At 32.6% G+C, this 18,901-nt stretch carries 20 protein-coding genes; 19 read left to right on the top strand and 1 reads right to left on the bottom strand.

Annotated elements, in window-relative coordinates; translation table 11 throughout:
- The 10 genes from rlmN to ACGHJ8_RS07740 all read left to right on the top strand — a co-directional run bounded on the left by rlmN (window position 1) and on the right by ACGHJ8_RS07740 (window position 10,767).
- The gene (gene rlmN / locus ACGHJ8_RS07785; protein ID WP_390539697.1) at window positions 1–1,041 is read left to right on the top strand and encodes a 23S rRNA (adenine(2503)-C(2))-methyltransferase RlmN; all 1,041 of its coding nucleotides are present in this window, start codon (window positions 1–3) and stop codon (window positions 1,039–1,041) included.
- Window positions 1,029–1,769 carry a Stp1/IreP family PP2C-type Ser/Thr phosphatase gene (locus tag ACGHJ8_RS07780; RefSeq protein ID WP_390539695.1) on the top strand — a complete coding sequence of 247 codons (741 nt, stop codon included), beginning with the start codon at window positions 1,029–1,031 and terminating at the stop codon, window positions 1,767–1,769. The genes rlmN and ACGHJ8_RS07780 overlap by 13 nt, the downstream gene beginning before the upstream one ends.
- The gene (gene pknB / locus ACGHJ8_RS07775) at window positions 1,766–3,565 is read left to right on the top strand and encodes a Stk1 family PASTA domain-containing Ser/Thr kinase (RefSeq protein WP_390539693.1); all 1,800 of its coding nucleotides are present in this window, start codon (window positions 1,766–1,768) and stop codon (window positions 3,563–3,565) included. Before ACGHJ8_RS07780 ends, pknB begins: the two co-directional genes overlap by 4 nt.
- Window positions 3,566–3,574: 9 nt before the next feature.
- Window positions 3,575–4,450: a ribosome small subunit-dependent GTPase A gene (rsgA, locus tag ACGHJ8_RS07770; protein WP_087357535.1), complete on the top strand. Its 876-nt coding sequence runs from the start codon at window positions 3,575–3,577 to the stop codon at window positions 4,448–4,450.
- On the top strand, window positions 4,443–5,087 hold the full coding sequence (gene rpe, locus ACGHJ8_RS07765; protein WP_390539691.1) for a ribulose-phosphate 3-epimerase: 645 nt from the start codon (window positions 4,443–4,445) through the stop codon (window positions 5,085–5,087). The genes rsgA and rpe overlap by 8 nt, the downstream gene beginning before the upstream one ends.
- Window positions 5,084–5,677 (top strand): thiamine diphosphokinase, encoded by a 594-nt coding sequence (locus tag ACGHJ8_RS07760; protein WP_205088834.1) that lies wholly within the window; start codon window positions 5,084–5,086, stop codon window positions 5,675–5,677. The genes rpe and ACGHJ8_RS07760 overlap by 4 nt, the downstream gene beginning before the upstream one ends.
- A gap of 14 nt (window positions 5,678–5,691) precedes the next feature.
- Window positions 5,692–6,588, top strand: coding sequence for a DegV family protein (locus ACGHJ8_RS07755; RefSeq protein WP_205088833.1), 897 nt, complete (start codon window positions 5,692–5,694; stop codon window positions 6,586–6,588).
- A 118-nt stretch (window positions 6,589–6,706) separates the two neighbouring features.
- Window positions 6,707–9,277: an ATP-dependent Clp protease ATP-binding subunit gene (locus tag ACGHJ8_RS07750; RefSeq protein ID WP_390539689.1), complete on the top strand. Its 2,571-nt coding sequence runs from the start codon at window positions 6,707–6,709 to the stop codon at window positions 9,275–9,277.
- Between the two features lie 138 nt (window positions 9,278–9,415).
- The gene (locus ACGHJ8_RS07745; RefSeq protein WP_390539687.1) at window positions 9,416–9,877 is read left to right on the top strand and encodes an HTH domain-containing protein; all 462 of its coding nucleotides are present in this window, start codon (window positions 9,416–9,418) and stop codon (window positions 9,875–9,877) included.
- Window positions 9,835–10,767 (top strand): IS3 family transposase, encoded by a 933-nt coding sequence (locus ACGHJ8_RS07740; protein ID WP_087357187.1) that lies wholly within the window; start codon window positions 9,835–9,837, stop codon window positions 10,765–10,767. Before ACGHJ8_RS07745 ends, ACGHJ8_RS07740 begins: the two co-directional genes overlap by 43 nt.
- Window positions 10,768–10,769: 2 nt before the next feature.
- Here the strand turns inward: ACGHJ8_RS07740 and ACGHJ8_RS07735 are convergent, their stop codons facing one another.
- On the bottom strand, window positions 10,770–11,279 hold the full coding sequence (locus ACGHJ8_RS07735; RefSeq protein ID WP_087357188.1) for a hypothetical protein: 510 nt from the start codon (window positions 11,277–11,279) through the stop codon (window positions 10,770–10,772).
- Between the two features lie 206 nt (window positions 11,280–11,485).
- Here ACGHJ8_RS07735 and ACGHJ8_RS07730 point away from each other — a divergent pair, with 206 nt between their 5' ends.
- The 9 genes from ACGHJ8_RS07730 to ACGHJ8_RS07690 all read left to right on the top strand — a co-directional run bounded on the left by ACGHJ8_RS07730 (window position 11,486) and on the right by ACGHJ8_RS07690 (window position 18,837).
- Entirely contained in the window at window positions 11,486–12,232 is a 747-nt protein-coding gene (locus tag ACGHJ8_RS07730; RefSeq protein WP_390539684.1) for an RsmE family RNA methyltransferase, read from the top strand.
- Complete coding sequence (locus ACGHJ8_RS07725; protein WP_390539682.1) at window positions 12,220–12,990, top strand: hypothetical protein; 771 nt, start codon at window positions 12,220–12,222, stop codon at window positions 12,988–12,990. The genes ACGHJ8_RS07730 and ACGHJ8_RS07725 overlap by 13 nt, the downstream gene beginning before the upstream one ends.
- A gap of 11 nt (window positions 12,991–13,001) precedes the next feature.
- Window positions 13,002–14,309: a tRNA (N(6)-L-threonylcarbamoyladenosine(37)-C(2))-methylthiotransferase MtaB gene (gene mtaB, locus ACGHJ8_RS07720; RefSeq protein WP_390539680.1), complete on the top strand. Its 1,308-nt coding sequence runs from the start codon at window positions 13,002–13,004 to the stop codon at window positions 14,307–14,309.
- Window positions 14,296–15,777, top strand: coding sequence for a UDP-N-acetylmuramoyl-L-alanyl-D-glutamate--2,6-diaminopimelate ligase (locus tag ACGHJ8_RS07715; protein ID WP_087357527.1), 1,482 nt, complete (start codon window positions 14,296–14,298; stop codon window positions 15,775–15,777). The genes mtaB and ACGHJ8_RS07715 overlap by 14 nt, the downstream gene beginning before the upstream one ends.
- Window positions 15,749–16,399: a deoxyribose-phosphate aldolase gene (gene deoC, locus ACGHJ8_RS07710; RefSeq protein ID WP_211964240.1), complete on the top strand. Its 651-nt coding sequence runs from the start codon at window positions 15,749–15,751 to the stop codon at window positions 16,397–16,399. The genes ACGHJ8_RS07715 and deoC overlap by 29 nt, the downstream gene beginning before the upstream one ends.
- Window positions 16,400–16,512: 113 nt before the next feature.
- The gene (rpsU, locus tag ACGHJ8_RS07705; RefSeq protein WP_087245930.1) at window positions 16,513–16,695 is read left to right on the top strand and encodes a 30S ribosomal protein S21; all 183 of its coding nucleotides are present in this window, start codon (window positions 16,513–16,515) and stop codon (window positions 16,693–16,695) included.
- 58 nt (window positions 16,696–16,753) lie between these two features.
- Window positions 16,754–16,957: a YabP/YqfC family sporulation protein gene (locus ACGHJ8_RS07700; RefSeq protein WP_087357520.1), complete on the top strand. Its 204-nt coding sequence runs from the start codon at window positions 16,754–16,756 to the stop codon at window positions 16,955–16,957.
- Window positions 16,938–17,903, top strand: a complete 966-nt coding sequence (locus tag ACGHJ8_RS07695; protein ID WP_390539677.1) for a sporulation protein YqfD — start codon at window positions 16,938–16,940, stop codon at window positions 17,901–17,903. The genes ACGHJ8_RS07700 and ACGHJ8_RS07695 overlap by 20 nt, the downstream gene beginning before the upstream one ends.
- Window positions 17,863–18,837, top strand: coding sequence for a PhoH family protein (locus tag ACGHJ8_RS07690; protein WP_087357518.1), 975 nt, complete (start codon window positions 17,863–17,865; stop codon window positions 18,835–18,837). The genes ACGHJ8_RS07695 and ACGHJ8_RS07690 overlap by 41 nt, the downstream gene beginning before the upstream one ends.
- The last annotated feature ends 64 nt before the right edge of the window (window positions 18,838–18,901 follow it).

Here is an 18,901-nt window from a genome sequence, read left to right as displayed (position 1 = left end):
ATGAAATTAATTTATGATTATACCCAAGACCAAATGATTGAAGAATTTTTAGAACTTGGAGAAAAGAAATTTAGAGCGACACAAGTCTTTGAATGGTTATATCGTCAAAATGTGCAATCATTTGAACAAATGAATAATCTATCATTAAGTTTAAGAGAAAAACTCTCTTTAACTTATCGTATAGGACCTTTAAAGATAGAAGAAAAACAGGTTTCACAGGATGGAACTATTAAATATCTTTTGCAATTATCTGATGGTGGTTTTATTGAAACAGTATTAATGGTTCATGATTATGGCAGAAGCCTTTGTGTGACAAGCCAATTAGGATGTAATATGGGGTGTCGTTTTTGTGCCAGTGGTTTATTGAAGAAACAAAGAAATTTAACAGCTGGTGAGATGGTTAACCAAGTTTTAACGGTCATGAATGATACTCAAGAAAGAATCAGTCATGTTGTGGTGATGGGGACAGGAGAGCCTTTTGATAATTATGATGCGGTGATGGACTTTGTACGTATTATCAATCATCCTAAAGGTTTAGTAATCGGAGCTAGACATATCACCATTTCTACATGTGGTTTATGTGATGCGATTGAGCGTTATAGTCATGAAGGTATTCAAACCAATCTGGCTATTTCTTTACATGCACCAAATGATGAATTAAGAAATCAGCTGATGCCTATTAATAAACGTTATCCAATGGATGTTTTAAGACAATCTATTGTTGATTATATTCAAAAGACGAATCGTCGTGTGACTTTTGAATATATTCTTTTAAGAGGGGTTAATGATGAATTGAAACATGCCAGACAACTGGCACATTATATTAAAGGGCTTAATGCTTATGTTAATTTAATTCCTTATAATGCGGTGGATGAGCATGGTTATCAGCAATCATTACCACAGGATGTAGAAGCTTTTAAAAGTGAACTGTTACGATTAAAAATCAATGTGACATTGCGTAAAGAACATGGACGAGATATAGATGGGGCATGTGGACAGTTACGTGCCATGAAAGTAGGTGAACAATCATGCAGATCATAGTGAAAAGTGATATAGGACGTGTGAGAAAAGTGAATCAGGATGATGTTCGTTTTTATCAGAAAAATGAAAATGAATGTCTGGTAGTTCTTTGCGATGGCATTGGTGGACATAATGCTGGAGAAATTGCTTCAAAGATGGTTTGTGATGATATTATTGAAAATTATCAAAATCAAGGGACTTTAAAAGATGAAAAAAGCATTCATGATTGGATGCTTTCAGCGATTTTACATGCACATCAAATAGTGGAAGATAAAAGTCATGAAGCCCAAGAATATGAAGGCATGGGAACAACGATTGCTCTTGTTTTATATGTGAATCATCAAGTTTATATTTCTCATGTTGGAGATTCCCGTGTTTATTATGTCTGTGATGAATTAAAACAGTTGACAAAAGATGATACTTTGGTGAATGTTCTGGTTGATTCGGGAACAATTTCTCAAGCAGAAGCAAAAATTCATCCGCAAAAGAATATCTTATTACAGGCTGTAGGAGTCAGTGATGCTTTGAATCCTTCTTTTATCCAGACACAGCTTGATGATGGTATGATATTGGTTTGTTCTGATGGTTTATATAATTCTTTGAGTGATGAACAAATCTTAAATATATTACATTCATCCAAAGATATGGATGAAAGAGCGTGTCAATTGATTGATACAGCCAATACATATGGTGGACAAGACAATATCAGTTTTGCACTTATTATCACAAAAGGAGTTGTTGATTTATGAGTTTAGTCAATAAGACAATAGCTGGACGTTATCAATTAAAAAGACTCATTGGACAGGGTGGTATGGCGGATGTCTATGAAGCTGAAGACTTGATTTTGGGGCGAACAGTCGCTGTCAAAATCATGCGTTCTTCATTAACGGGAGATCCTGTTTATGTGACACGTTTTCATCGTGAAGCCAGTGCTGCAGCTGCTTTGTCACATAAAAACATTGTGGAAATATATGATGTCGGTGATGAAAAAGATGACTATTATATTGTCATGGAATATGTACCGGGACAGACATTAAAAGAATTGATTCATAAACGTGGAGCATTGCATTATGTAGAAGCTGTTGATATTATGAAACAAGTTGTCAGTGCAACAGCCAAAGCACATGCGATTGGGATTATTCATCGTGATTTGAAACCACAGAATATTATGGTTACAGATAGTGGTGTTGTAAAAATTGGTGATTTTGGAATTGCTTCTATTCAGTCATTATCACAGGTAACACAGACTGATACCATTATGGGTTCGTTGCATTATCTGGCTCCAGAAATTGCAAGAGGAGAAAAGGCAACAGCTCAAAGTGATATTTATGCTTTAGGTATTGTTTTTTATGAATTGTTAAGAGGGGAAGTTCCTTTTAATGGTGAATCACCTGTCAATATTGCTTTAAAGCATATGCGTGATGAAATTCCTTCTGTTCGTGCTTTTAATCCGTCAATACCTCAATCTGTTGAAAATATCATCATGAAAGCCACAGCAAAAAATATAAAAGATCGTTATTTGAGTGCTTCAGATATGTTGGATGATTTAAATCATTGTCTTGAAGCTGAACATATGAATGATGAAAAAATAACTTTTGATTATCAGGAAGATGAAGATTTAGCGACTATTGTTGCTGATGATAAAGACTTCTTTACACAAACACATACACATTTACCGATTGAGGAAGAAAAAGAGGAGAAACCATCTTCACGTTCACATAAGAAAATGGTGATGATTATAGGGGCCAGTGTGGTTGCTGTTTTGGTTATTTTGATGGCTCTTTACTTCTTTGTGATGAAACCATCTCAATCATTTGAAATGCCTGATGTGTTGAATTTAAATAAAGATGAAGCTGTGACTTTGTTGGAAGAAAAAGATTTGAAAGTATCAGACAATATTACTTATGAATTGAGTGATGATGTTGAAGAAGGAAAGGTTATTTCCAGTGATCCTGTCGCAAGAACACAGGTTAAAAAAGGAGATGAAGTCAGTCTTGTTGTATCATCAGGACAATATATTGTCATAGAAAATTATGTTGGAAAAGACTATGATAGTGTTGCTTCACAACTAGAGGATTTAGGCTTTGATGTAAAAAAAGAAGAAAAGATTGATGAGAAGTCCAAAGGAACAATTTTGGAACAATCATTAGAAGTTGGTAAAAAAATAGATCCTAACAGTGATGATAAATCTATTACTTTGACTGTATCTCAAGGATATAGTGCGGTTGTTCCTAATGTTTATGGTCAAGATATTCAAAAAGCCAAAAGTATTTTAGAAGAAGCAGGATTTGTTGTGGAATTAAATGTTTTAGATCCGCCAACTTCTGTTGAAGAAATAAAAACAATGAAAATCAATGTTGTTGAAAGACAATCTTTAGATGCTTTTACAACAGTTTATAAAAAAGGAGAAAAAATTACATTGGATTATTATAATACCAAACCAGAGATTCCTGAAACACCAGCTGAAAACACGCCAACAACACCTGAAACCAATACTCCTGCCACTTCACAGCCAAGTGAAAATCAAACCATAACAAATCAGTGAGGTTGAATGATGCAAAAAGGACAAATCATTAAGGCACTTGCTGGATTCTATTATGTACAATCTCAAGGACAGATTTATCAATGTAAGGCACGTGGGAAGTTTAGAAAGGATGCTTTAAAACCATTAGTTGGTGATTATTGTGAGTTTTCTATTGAAAATGAGGTTGAAGGATATATTTTAAAATTATTGCCACGACACAATAGTTTGATTAGACCACCTATCAGTAATGTAGATCAGGCTTTACTTGTTTTTTCAGCCAAAGAACCTGATATGAATCTTTTGTTGCTGGATCGCTTTTTGATCTTGATTGAGCATTTGCATATTCATCCTGTCATTTGTATTTCAAAGATGGATTTGGCTGATGAAAAACATATTCATGAATTATTGAAACCTTATGAAGATGCTGGATATCAAGTCATTTATGTGAGTTCAAAACAGGAACAGGGTATTGAAATAGTAAAAAAGATTTTTAAAGATCGCATAACAGTTGTTACAGGGCAAAGTGGTGTTGGAAAATCTAGTTTATTGAATGCTTTGGATATTCATTTACAGATTGATACCAATGAAATTTCTAAAGCATTGGGACGTGGTAAACATACGACAAGACATGTAGAACTGATTTCTATGTATGGTGGTTATGTGGCTGATACACCGGGATTTTCATCATTGGAATTACAAATTGATCCAGTTGATCTGGCACATAGTTATCATGATTTTGAACAACTTTCTAAGCAATGTAAATTTAGAGGTTGTCTACATGAAAGTGAACCTCATTGTGCCATCAAAGAAGCTGTTGAAGCGGGGACAATTTCTTCACTTCGTTATGAACATTATTTAACATTTTTAAAAGAGAGTAAATTATTAAAGGAGAAAAAATATGGTTAAGGTTGCACCTTCGGTTTTATCAGCTGATTTTGCTGAATTAAAAAAAGATTTGGATTCCATCAAGAATTGTGGAGCTGATTGGATTCATTATGATGTCATGGATGGACATTTTGTTCCTAATATTTCTTTTGGTTATAGTATTTTAAATGATATTTCTCAAGTAACAGATTTGTATCTTGATGTTCATTTGATGATTGAAAATCCCATGAAATATGTAGATGAATTTATCAAAGCTCATGCTTCATCAATTACTGCTCATATAGAAGCATTTTCTAATGAACAAGATATTCGTGCTTTCATTCAACATGTTCATCATCATGGAGTCAATGTGGGATTAAGTATCAAACCAGCAACACCTGTTGATACATTGATACCTTTTTTAGATGATTTGGATCTTGTTTTGGTAATGAGTGTTGAACCAGGTTTTGGTGGACAGAAATTTCAGGAACAGGCTATTTCAAAAATTGAACAGCTTGACCAGTTGCGTCAAGAGCGTTCTTATTTGATTGAAGTTGATGGTGGAATTAATGCCACAACAGGAATGTTATGTCGTCAAGCTGGTGTAGATGTTCTGGTTGCGGGAAGTTATGTTTTTCAAGCTGAAAATAGAAAGGAAGCTATTGAATCACTCAAATGAAAATAGGTATTTATGGAAGTATTGATGTAGGTCCTGTTCATGATCGCACTATTGATTATATTGCTGTGGATCGTGGCGTTGAACATCTTTATCATCAAGGGATTACACCGATTATCGCAATCGGTGATATGGATTCTCTTGATAATGAACAACTTTTAGATCAATTAAAGATTCAGCGTTATTCTTCTATTAAAGATGATACGGATACAGCTTTGGCTTTGCAGTATGCAATTGATCATGGTTATCATACGATTGACTTATATGGTGTAACACATCAAAGAATGGATCATTTTATGGCTGTTTTATGCTTATTAGAAAAATATCAGGAGTATGCGATAACAATCTATGATGAATGGAATAAAATCTATGTTTTAAAACCGGGACAGCATTATATTTTTAAGGAACATTATCATTATTTTTCATTATTTGCTTTTGATGAAAGTATTATCACTTTATCTCATTGTTATTATCCATTAAATCAATATCATTTAAAAAGAAATGATCCACTATGTGTTTCTAATCAAATGGATGGAGAATATGCTGTTATTGAAAATAGTCAAACAATACTTTGTATTCAATCACAATCATAAAAGGAGGGGTGAGTATGTATCAGATTGTCACAGATGGTTCATGTGATTTAGAACAATCACTTGTTGATCAATATCATTTAGAAGTCGTTCCATTTTATATAACGATTGATGGTGTTCATCATCAAAAAGAAAAAGAAGACATTAAAGTTCATGAGTTTTATCAATATATGGTTGATCACAAAGATGTGTTTCCAAAAACATCCATGCCTTCTATTGAAGACTATATACAGACATTTACGAAAATATTAGATCAACAAAAAGATATTATATGTATTTGTATTACAACAAAGTTTTCTGGTTCTTACAACAGTGCAATGAATGCTAAAATGATGCTGGAAGAACAATATCCTAATCAACGTATCACAATCATTGATGCGACTGTTAATACGGTATTACAGGGATTGCTAGTTATTGAAGCGGCTCAAATGCAAATGGCAGGATTGTCATATGACGAAGTTGTTCAAAAAATTGAAGATATTAAATTTTCAGGACGTATTTTCTTTACAGTAGGGAATTTTGAATATTTAATTCATGGTGGAAGAATTGGAAAAGTCGCTGGAGTTGCTGCTAAAACATTAGGCATTCGTCCTTTGATTGTTTTACATGATGGTGAAATTTTCGCTATGGGAGTGACACGTGGGAGAGAGAAATCAAAAAAGAAAGTTATTGAAAAAACAATTCAGTATTTTCAAGAACAGCATTTATCACCCCATGAATATCGCTTCTGTGTAGGTTATGGCTATGACCAAAAAGAAGGAGAAGATTTTAAGGACAAACTTCAGGAAAGTCTGATTCAAGCTTTTCCGGATTTTCATGAACCGATTATGATTCAACAAATTGGCGCAACCATTGGTGTTCATACAGGACCTTATCCTATTGGTGTAGGTATTTTAAAGAAATATGATCTTTAGGAATGATTCCTAAAGATTTTTTTATTCATATTTTAGCACTTTGGTGTTGACAGTGCTAAAAAACGTGATATACTATAGTTAGCACTTGGGATATATGAGTGCTAAAGGAGTGATAGATATGAATATTGAAAAATGGACGACAGCCATGCAGGAAGCGATGCAAAAAGCCATGCAACAAGCTTTAGGTATGTCTTGTCAAGTTGTGGATGTAGAAGATTTTCTATTGGCTTTATTAGAGGATACAAGTGGTATTTTATATCGTGTTCTTTCTAAGGCTCATGTGGATATTCAACAATTGACAACATTTTTAAGAAATAAACAACAACAAAAACCAAGAGTTGGTGGTATTGATGAAAGTCAAATGAGAATTTCTTATGATCTAAATCAATTACTGATAAAAGCTCAAAAAGTAATGAATGATTATAAAGATGAATATACCAGTGTAGAACATTTGATTATGGCAATGTTTGAAGTGCAATCAACATTTATACAGGATTTGATTAGACAATATCACTTAAATAAAAAAGAATTAGAAAAGATTATTCAGGAAATGCGAGGTGGAAATATGGTTAATAATCCTCAACCAGAAAATCAATATGAAGTTTTAACAAAATATGGTAGAGATCTTATTCAAGATGTTAAGGATGGAAAATTAGATCCTGTTATTGGTCGTGATGAAGAAATTAGACGTGTGATTCAAATCTTATCACGTAAAACAAAAAATAATCCTATTTTGATAGGTGAACCTGGTGTTGGGAAAACGGCTATTGTGGAAGGATTGGCATGGCGTATTTTTAAAAATGACGTGCCTGTCAGCTTGCAAAATAAGACGCTTTATGAACTTGATTTAGGAGCTTTGGTAGCAGGTGCTAAATATCGTGGTGAATTTGAAGAAAGATTAAAAGCTGTATTAAATGAAATTAAAAAATCTGAAGGAAATATCATTTTATTCATTGATGAGATTCATCAGCTTGTAGGTGCTGGAAAAACAGATGGAGCTATGGATGCAGCTAACTTATTGAAACCAATGTTAGCACGTGGGGAACTTCATTGTATTGGAGCAACAACGCTAGATGAGTATCGTATGTACATTGAAAAAGATGCTGCCTTAGAAAGACGTTTCCAAAAAGTTCAGGTTGATGAACCAGATAGTGACGATACAATTGCGATTTTACGTGGTTTAAAAGATAGCTTCGAATCTCATCATGGTGTACAAATTACTGATAGTGCTATTGTGGCAGCTGTGAATATGAGTGAACGTTATATTACTGATCGTTTCTTGCCAGATAAGGCTATTGATTTGATTGATGAAGCATGTGCATCTGTACGTATGGAAATTGATTCTTTACCAGAAGAATTAGATGTTATCACAAGAGAAAAGAATCGTTTGGAAATGGAACGTATTTCTATTGAAAAAGAAGATAAAAATGCAGATAATGAAAAACGTCTAGATGAAATTAAGAGTCGTATTGCTTCATTAGATGAACAAGTCACAGGTTTAACAGATAAATGGAAAGAAGAAAAGAAGGCTTTAGATCATATTAAAGAATTAAAAGATCAAAAAGTGAGATATGAAGCACTTAAAGATAAATATGAAACTGAAGGTAATTTAGAAGAAGCTTCAAAAATCAAGTATGAAACATTACCTCGTATTAATAAAGAAATTGCTGATTATCAATCACAAGAGTCTGATGATGCTTTATTACAGGAAAAAGTAACAGTTGATACAGTCAGTGAAGTTATTGCTAGATGGACAGGTATTCCTATTCATAAATTGATGGAATCTGAAAGAGAAAAATTATTACATCTTGATGATACTTTAAGAAAAAGAGTTATTGGACAGGATGAAGCGATTGAAAAAATCTGTGATGCTATTTTAAGATCACGTGCTGGAATCAATGATGAAAACCGTCCAATTGGTTCATTTATGTTCTTGGGTCCAACTGGAGTAGGAAAAACAGAAGTTGCCAAAAGTTTAGCAGAACAATTATTCGATAGTGAAAAGAATATTGTCCGTATTGATATGAGTGAATATATGGAGAAATTTAGTGTTTCTCGTTTATTAGGAGCTCCTCCAGGTTATGTTGGATATGAAGAAGGTGGACAATTAACAGAGGCTGTTAGACGTGCACCATACAGTATTGTTTTATTAGATGAAATTGAAAAAGCCCATCCAGAAGTCTTTAATGTGTTATTACAAGTCTTAGATGATGGTCGTATTACAGATTCTAAAGGTAATGTTGTTAGCTTCAAAAATACAATCATTATTATGACATCTAATATTGGCTCACAATATTTATTACAAGGTAATAATGAAGAAACAAGACATGAAGTTGAAATGGAGTTAAAAGCTCATTTTAAACCAGAATTCTTGAATCGTATTGATGAAATTGTCATGTTTAATTCATTAGATAATCAAGTTGTTTATAAGATTATTGATAAATTTATTGCTCAGCTTTCTAAACGTCTAGAACAACAAAATATATCAGTTCAAGTGAGTGACGGGGCTAAAAAAGAAATTGCAAGAGAAGGTTTTGATCCTACTTTTGGAGCGAGACCACTTAAACGTTTCATTCAGGGGCATATTGAAACATTAGTTGCTAAAGAAATGATTAAAGGAACGATTCAAAAAGATGATCATATTGTCATTGATTATCAAAATCAACAATTTATTATTAGAAAGTCATAAGATTGAAAGGTTAGTAGAGGTAAACTGTACCCTGTAAAATGGACAGTTAAATAAAAAGGTATCACTCTAAAATGTGATGCTGAATATTTAACCGACTCTGTTTTACAGGGTCTTTTATTTTGCTTATAATATGATTTGATGAAAGGATTGATTGGAATGGGTGTAAACTATTTTACTGATGAACAAATTAAAATACTCAAGGATAATCCATATATTGAAAAAATATCTTACAAAAGCATTAAATACTCCCAAAAGTTTAAAATGGAGTTCTGGTCACGCTATTCACAAGGAGAAGCCCCTTCTTCCATACTTTCTTCCTTTGATATTGATCCACATATTCTTGGACCAAAACGCATAAGTAATATTGTTCAACGAATAAAGAAGGAAGCAGAACGCTTAGAAGGATTTGAAGATACCAGAAAACACAATGCAGGTCGCCCTAGAACAAGAGACATGTCCCCCGAAGAAAAGATTGCTTATCTTGAACATAAGATTGCCTATCAAAAACAGGAAATAGAGTTTCTAAAAAAAATAAGATCACTGGAGAGGGAAGCCTATTGGAAACTGCAGAAGAAAAATACAAAATCATCGAAGAAATGATTTCTCGAGATGACAATCTTCTCAACATTACCAGATTATGTGAAATTGCAGAAGTTTCCAGAAGTGGCTTCTACAACTGGAAAAATAACTGCAATAAGCGTCAGCAGAAAGAACAGCGGGACAAGAACGATTTTGAACTCATATTGAAGGCATATCAGTACAGAGGATATGATAAAGGAGCAAGAAGCATTCACATGCATCTGCTGCACATGGGAGTAAGGATGAATATCAAAAAAATAAGGAGGCTCATGAAAAAATATGGACTTTTCTGCAAAATAAGAAAAGCCAATCCATATAGAAGAATGGCAAAAGCAATAAAAACAAATAATATTGCCCCCAATGTTGTCAATCGTGATTTCATACAGGAGCCAAGAATAGTCATATTAACCGATATTACATATCTCTTTTATGGGAAAGAAAAAAGAAAAGCATATCTATCGGTCATGAAGGATGCATTTACCAATGAGATACTATCATATGTTGTCAGCGAATCATTGGAGATTGACTTTGTGTTAATGACTGTAAAACAACTGTTTGAAAAGCATGGAGCGACAATCAAAACAAACAAGACGATATGCCATAGCGACCAGGGCATTCATTACACCAGTATAGATTTTCAAAAGCTGCTCAAGGACAAAGGATTGAGGCAATCAATGTCAAGAAGGGGCAACTGCTGGGATAATGCACCACAGGAATCCTTTTTTGGTCATATGAAAGATGAAATAGATATAAGCAGGTGCAACACTTTCAATGACCTTAAAGCAGTTATAGATGATTATATAGATTACTACAATAACGAAAGGTATCAGTGGGACCTGGCAAAACTGTCACCTTCAGAATATTATCAGTACTGGCTGTCAGATATATATCCAATAGATATAAAAAAATGATACTATTCAAAAATAGTATCATCATATTGAAAACGCATCATATCATGATATTGGTTTCTTTCATCCAAGAGTTCTTCTTCAAGGTCAATATTAAGCTGAGATTCAAAACGGGTCTGCATATCAATCATCTGATAGGATAAGACTTCACATTGATTTTCAAGCCAGAAGATATATTCGCGAGTGGACATGAACTTATAACCATCAGTGTAGGACTGATAGTCCTGACTGAAAAGATCCTTAAGCTCACTAATGGTCATAAGCACAGTTGACACATCGAAATCATTGTGGAAAACATTGAAAAGCTGTTCCTCGTTCCAAAAGGAATCTGAGAAATCGGCGAGTTGACAGGATGTGTTAAGTGAAGGAAAAGCAATCCAGTTATAATAGACACCTTTAGAAAGGATTCCTTCAATAACATTACCATTTCTGTTGACCTTAAATTCAATACAGTTGTCATACTTGACACAAACAAGTTTAAACTTTTTAGAATCATTAAAAATATACATAATCATCTTAAACACAAAGCCACTGATCTTGACCAGTGGCTTAAGACTGTGTCATTCCTCCTTGACACAATCATATAAGATAATATTCGTTAAAAATATACCTTTTTATTTAATTGTCCTTGACATAGGGTACACTTTAAGGATTGACTTTACTAATCTTTTTTTCTTTTTATATTCAATAAAATGTGTTAGAATAGCGAAAGGAGGAAGTTATGCAAAGATATTTTATAGATGCCAAAAACATAGAGGGGTCATATATACATATTGATTCTTATAATCATAAACATATGCAACGTGTGATGCGTTATCGTTCAGGTGATCAGGTAATTTGTATTTTACCAGATCAGCATGTTTACATATATGAAATCGTAAATATTGATAAAGGAATTCTTAGACAAAAAGAAGAATTGTTGGAAAATAATGAATTGGATGTTCAAGTGACTTTAATTTATGGATTACCAAAAAATGATAAATTTGAATGGGTACTACAAAAAGCAACTGAATTAGGAGTCACAAGAATTGTTCCTTTTTTATCCAAGCGTAGTATTATTAAAACAGATGCGAAAACTTTTGATAAAAAAAGAGAACGTTATTTACGTATCTTAAAAGAAGCCAGCGAGCAGTCCTGTCGTCAAAAAATACCAGAATTGACTTCATTAATAACATTATCTCATTTACAAGATTATGTTAGTGACATCAATCTGGTGGCTTACGAAGAAGAAAGTCGTCAAGGAGAACATCAAACATTTGCAAAAGCACTACAAAAAGATTATCAGACATTGACGATTGTTGTTGGACCGGAGGGTGGTTTTGATGAAAGTGAGATTGCTGTGATGAAAGCGGCTGGATTTGAAACATGTGCCTTAGGGAAAAGAATTTTACGTAGTGAAACAGCACCATTGTATATGTTAAGTGTGATTGGTTTTAGTAGGGAGTTGATGTCGTCATGGGATTTATAGAAAGTTTAAATAAGATTGGAGTTCATATTCCTCTTTCACAGACTCAATTATATCTAGATATTGAAAACCATCGTTCGTTTTTAGAAAAGATGGGATTATCATCAAAGATCAAAACAGACTTTGATTTGTTTTCATATGAGATTATTTATCGTGGGTTACTCACAAAAAATAAAATTGAAAATATTTATGAAGCTTTTTTAAATCAGCATTATGATTTGTTGGATTATTTAAACTATGATGAAAAACAGAAGATGTTTAATAATGATATTGCTGATGTTTTAAAAGAAGCACCACATTTTGTTGACTCACAAAGTCAGGTGACGATTTATATTCCTTATCTGGAACCATTTGTGAATCAACGCTATACGCATGATTATCAGATGTTGCTTTTAAAACAGCATCGTGAATATATTCAAAATTTTCAAGTTAATCTACAAACACCGATAGATATGTATGGTTATCATATTTTTCGTACAGCATTTACATCTTTACAAAATGTCTATGAAGATCAACGTCACATTTGTTTATATTTTGATCCATTGAAAACCATTTATATCTTTAAAAAAGATAATCATGAATTGATGAATAAAGTCATTATTCAAGATGAACATGCTCATAAAGATGCTCATTTAGAAGATGTTAAAAAGATTGCAGATGCTATTGAAAATTATCAATATCGTGACTGTCTGGAAATACTCAAAGATTTAGAATATATTTCTTTAAAGAATTATAAGAAAATTATAAAAAAATATAAATAGAAAGGATATTTATGAAAAAAGTTGCTTTTTTAACACTTGGATGTAAAGTCAATACTTATGAATCAGAAGCGATGTTAAAGCTGTTTCATGAAGCTGGATATGAAAATGTTGATTTTAAAGACAAGGCAGATGTTTATGTGATTAATACCTGCACTGTAACGAATACTGGTGATTCAAAATCACGCCAGATGATTCGTAAAGCCATCCGTCAAAATCCTCAGGCAATAGTTTGTGTTGTTGGCTGCTATAGTCAAGTAGCCAGTGAGGAAGTGGCTCAAATTGAAGGTGTAGGAGTCATTTTAGGAACACAGTTTAGAAATCGTATTGTTGAGTTTGTAGAAGAATATCAACGCTCTCATCAAACAGTCATCCATGTTGAAGATGTCATGACATTATCTCGTTTTGAAGATTTGGATATTGATGAATTCACAAGAAATACACGTGCTTTTTTAAAGATTCAAGATGGCTGCAATAATTTTTGTACTTATTGTATTATTCCTTATGCCAGAGGAAGGATTCGTTCAAGAGATAAGGATAGTGTTTTACAACAGGCTCAAAAATTAGTTAATCATGGTTTTGTTGAAATTGTCTTAACAGGTATTCATACAGCTGGGTATGGTCAAGATTTTGAAGATTATAGCTTTTATGATTTATTAGTTGATTTAACAACCCAAGTTAAAGGATTAAAAAGATTACGTATTTCATCTATTGAAATGAGTCAGATTACACATGAAATCATTGATTTAATAGCAACTTCACCTGTTATTGTTGATCATTTACATATTCCTATTCAATCTGGATGTGATAAAATCCTTAAGAAAATGAATCGTCATTATACAACTGATGAATTTGCTCAAAAACTTCAAGAACTGAAAGAAAAATTACCAACACTTTCGATTACTACAGATGTGATTGTTGGTTTTCCGGGTGAAACAGAAGAAGATTTTCAAACGACATATCAATGGATTCAAAAGATGCATTTTAATCAATTGCATGTCTTTCCTTATTCTCCTCGTCGAGGGACTCCAGCTGCTAAAATGAAAGATCAGATTGATGGTCCAACAAAACATCAAAGAGTTAAGGCATTGATGGATTTATCCCATCAATTACAACATGAATTTGCCTTGAGTCAAATTGGAAAAACTTTAGAGGTTTTAATTGAAGAACCAGATGGTGAAAGTATGATTGGACATGCTTCTAATTATTTAAAGGTTAAAACAAACTTGCCTTTAAATTCTGTAGGGCATATATATCATGTATTGATTGAAGAATGTCAAGATACGATATTGATAGGAAGTGTTGTAAGTGAAAAAAATTAATGAATTATTTCCTGTTGATGAGGATTTTAAAGTTCAATCTATTCATAGTGATTCACGATATGTTGGAAAAGACTCTATTTTCTTTTGCATTGATGGATTAAGTGTTGATGGACATAAATATATTGAAGATGCTATTTTTCAGGGAGCAAAATGTATTGTTTATTCTAAACCTTTGACTTTTAAGCATAAAGATGTTTTATATATTAAGGTTGATAATGTCTTGGATGAATTGAATCGAGTGGCAGATTTATTTTATGATCATCCTAGCTATAAGATGACTGTGATTGGTGTCACGGGTTCAAGTGGTAAAACCATTGTAGCTTTAATGATTAAAAATGCTTTGTCACAGTTTTTAAAAATGGGTTATATTGGAACGAATAATATTGAATATGCCGGGATTATTGAACAATGTCCTTATACAACACCGGAAACAATTTTTTTACAAAGACATTTAAGTGATATGGTTAAAAAAGATGTCAAAGGTGTCACATTGGAAGTATCCAGTCATGGATTGGCTTTAAAAAGAGTGGATAGTGTTCATTTTGATATTGGTATTTTTACCAATGTTTATGAAGAACATCTTGATTTTCATGGAACAATGGAAAATTTAATGGCATCTAAAGCAAAACTGTTTTCATTGATTGATGAAAAAGGTTATGCCATATTAAATACTGATGAAGTCCGTTTTTATAATCTGGTTAAAGACCAGATTAAATGCCATATTTTGACTTATGGTATTGAACATAAAGCGGATATCATGGCGAGAAACATTGAAGTTTTTATTGATCATAGTGAGTTTGATGTACAGGTGCATGATGAATTAAAACATGTATCAGTAGGTGTTTTGGGGCGTTTTAATATTTCTAATGTTTTAGCTGTCATGACGGCTTTATTGGCTTTAGAAATGCCTCTTTCCCAAGTGATTGATAGGGTTGAACATATTTCCGGTGTAGATGGACGTATGGAGCTTTTACAACATCCTTATCCATTTCATGTTATTGTGGATTACTGTCAACATGTCAAGAGTTATGAAAAAGTGTTTCAGTTTGCTCAGCAAGTTAAAAAAGACGGACGTATCATTGCAGTCTTTGGAGCACCGGGAAAGAAGAATTATAATAAGCGTCAAAAGATTGGAAAACTTGCAAATCAATACTGCGATCAAGTGATTTTGACAGCTGAGGATAATCGTGACGAAGATATTCAAGATATTTGTCTGGATATACAAAAATATATCGAAAAACCTGTCAGTGTGATTATTGAAGATCGTCGCATCGCTATTGAACAGGCTATTGAAATTGCCAATCGACATGATATTATTTTGATTCTTGGGAAAGGACATGAACAGTTTATGGCTTCGGCTATTGGTAATGATCCTTATCCTGGAGATAAATATGTTGCTTTAGAAGCAATCAATAAAATTTTTAAAGGAGAAGAAGACAATGGAAAAGAAATGGAACAAATTGATTGATCACACATTATTAAAAGCAAATGCTTCAAAAAATGATATTACAAAGTTATGTGATGAGGCAATGCAATATGACTTTGCATCTGTTTGTGTGAATCCAGTATGGGTATCATACTGTGCTGAATATCTTAAAGAAAGTGATGTTCGTGTTTGTACAGTGATTGGATTTCCACTAGGAGCGAATACTTCCAAGGTGAAAGCTTATGAAGCCAAAATGGCAATTGAAGAAGGAGCTGATGAAGTGGATATGGTCATCAATATCGGTGCTTTAAAAGCTGGAGATATGGATACAGTTTATCAAGATATTCAAGCAGTTGTGGATGCCAGTCAAGGACATTGTGTAAAAGTGATTATTGAAACATGTTTATTAACGGATGAAGAAAAAGTTTTAGCATGTCAACAGGCTATGAAAGCCAAAGCAACGTTTGTAAAAACGTCAACAGGTTTTTCAACAGGAGGAGCAACAGTTCATGATGTAGCTTTAATGAAACAAACTGTTGGTGATCACTGTGAAGTTAAAGCCAGTGGTGGTGTCAAAACATTTGAAGATATGGAAGCAATGGTTAATGCTGGAGCATCACGTATAGGGACTTCATCAGGAATTTCTTTGATGAATTACGAATAAAGTACAAAAACGAAAAGAAACAGGTGTGAATTATATAAAAAAACTTGATTTTCTGTTATTATCAATGTATAATAACGCATGTATTTGGTATTAGTAAAGGGGGGAAGTTCAATATGGCAAAAACTGTAGTAAGAGAAAATGAATCATTAGATGATGCATTACGTCGTTTTAAAAGACAAGTTTCTAGAACAGGTACCCTTGCAGAAGCTCGTAAAAGAGAATTTTATGTTAAGCCTGGTTTAAAACGTAAAATGAAATCAGAAGCTGCTAGAAAAAATAAAGGTAAACAAAGATAAGAAGAACTTTTGGTTCTTCTTTTTTGTTTGATATCATATATTCCACTGAGGTGGTATTGTGCTGGTTATTGATAAAGATAAAATTTGTATCTATGATTATCATGAGGTTTTAATGATGGACTGTCATCTGTTTAAAATTCAAATGCAGGGCTATGATTTGATTGTGAGAGGAAAGGATTTACAGATGTCCTATTATGATGAAAAAGAGATACGTTTATGTGGATATGTGAAAGTGATTGAATATGCTGAAAATGGGGTATGATTATTATTGTATTGATGAATCGTTAATTTATCATTTATTAATATTTGCAAGAGATCATAAACTTCAATTATCTCATTTTCAAAAACATGATCATCAATTTTATTTTTATTTACCAGTATATCAAAGATATTATTTCAAAAAATGGACATATCCCTATCAATATATAAAAACAGAAGGATTATTAAAATATATCTTTTTGTTATCAAGACAACACTTAAATTTTATAGGTGTGCTTTTTTTCTTCATAAGTTTATTTATGAGTTCTTATCTTATTTTTGATATTCAAATTGATGGAACATTACCTCAAGTGAATCAAAGTATCAAAGAAACTTTAGAAAAAGAAAATATTACTTTTTTAAAACCGCTTCAAAGCTATGAACATTTAAATGACTTATTATTACAATTGAAAGATTTATATAAAAATCAAATAGAATATATGAATATTTATCAGACAGGAAGTGTCTTTCATGTCGAATATACAAAACGTAAACAAGATCATATAAAAAAAGAAGATTATCGTAATCTATATGCCAGTCAAGATGGAATGATTCAATCATTGGATGTGAAAAGTGGAAATATTATGGTCAAGAAAAATGATTATGTCAAAAAGGGAGATTTATTAGTTGAAAATACAATTATTTCTACTCAAAATAAAACGAAGATTATTCCTGTTGAAGGACATGTTTATGCCTATACTTTTCATCAATATGAAGCCAGTGTCAAAGATTTGAAACAAGATCAAGGAGATGTCTTTTATCAATTGTTGTTAAAGATTCGTAGTCAAATCCCTGCAGGAGCTCATATTGATAAAGAAAATGTTTTACAAATGACAAGAAATCGTAGTAAAATAACGTTAAAGATGCATTATACACTGATTGAAGATATTGCAGTTAAAGGAGAAAAGAATGAAGAAAATCTTAAAACTAGAAACATGCACGATGGATGAGATATCAAGACTTTTTGGTCGCCAAGAAGAAAACATACGTTTATTAGAAGAAGCAATGCAATGTGAACTTATTGTTCGTGGTGATGAAATCGTTATGGATAATACAGAAGAAAAGAATCAGCAGGTTGAAGATATGATTCGTACTTTACTGGCACTTGTCAAGCAGGGAAAGACAATTAGTCAAAGAGATATTATGTATTCTTTGAATCTGGCTAAAAATCATCAATTAAATATGATTGATGAACTTTACCAAATCAAAATTGCACGCACAACAAATGGAAAATTGATTTATCCTAAAACTCTAGGTCAAAAAGAATATTATCAGGCATTAAAACATAATGATGTTGTTTTTGGAATAGGACCGGCAGGAACTGGAAAAACATATTTAGCTGTTGTTTTTGCTGTACAGGCCTTAAAAAATAATGAAGTTCAAAAAATTATTTTAACAAGACCAGCTGTTGAAGCAGGTGAAAGCTTAGGATTTTTGCCTGGAGATTTAAAAGAGAAAGTAGACCCATATTTAAGACCGCTTTATGATGCATTATATGATATGCTTGGGCAGGAAAAAACAGAGCGTTATATTGAAAAAGGGATTATTGAAATTGCTCCATTAGCTTATATGCGTGGACGTACATTAGAAGACGCTTATGTGATTTTAGATGAAGCTCAAAATACGACTGATGCACAAATGAAAATGTTTTTAACAAGACTAGGTTTTCATTCTAAAATGATTATTACTGGTGATATTACACAAATCGATTTACCTAAAGGTGTTGTCAGTGGTTTAAAGAAAGCTTTGCATATATTAAAGGATGTTAAGGGTATTCGTTTTGTATATTTAACAGCCTTAGATGTTGTCAGACATCCGGTTGTTCAAAGAATTATTGAACGCTATGAAAATGATGAAAAGAATCATGATGATATAAACTGTTGATGATGTTCAACAGTTTTTTATTTAGAAAGAAAATGATAGGTAAATGCAATGAATATGTTATAAT

Source organism: Massiliimicrobium timonense (assembly GCF_042850985.1).
In the GTDB taxonomy this organism is placed as follows: Bacteria; Bacillota_I; Bacilli_A; order Erysipelotrichales; family Coprobacillaceae; genus Allocoprobacillus.
This window is presented reverse-complemented; position numbering and strand designations above follow the sequence as displayed.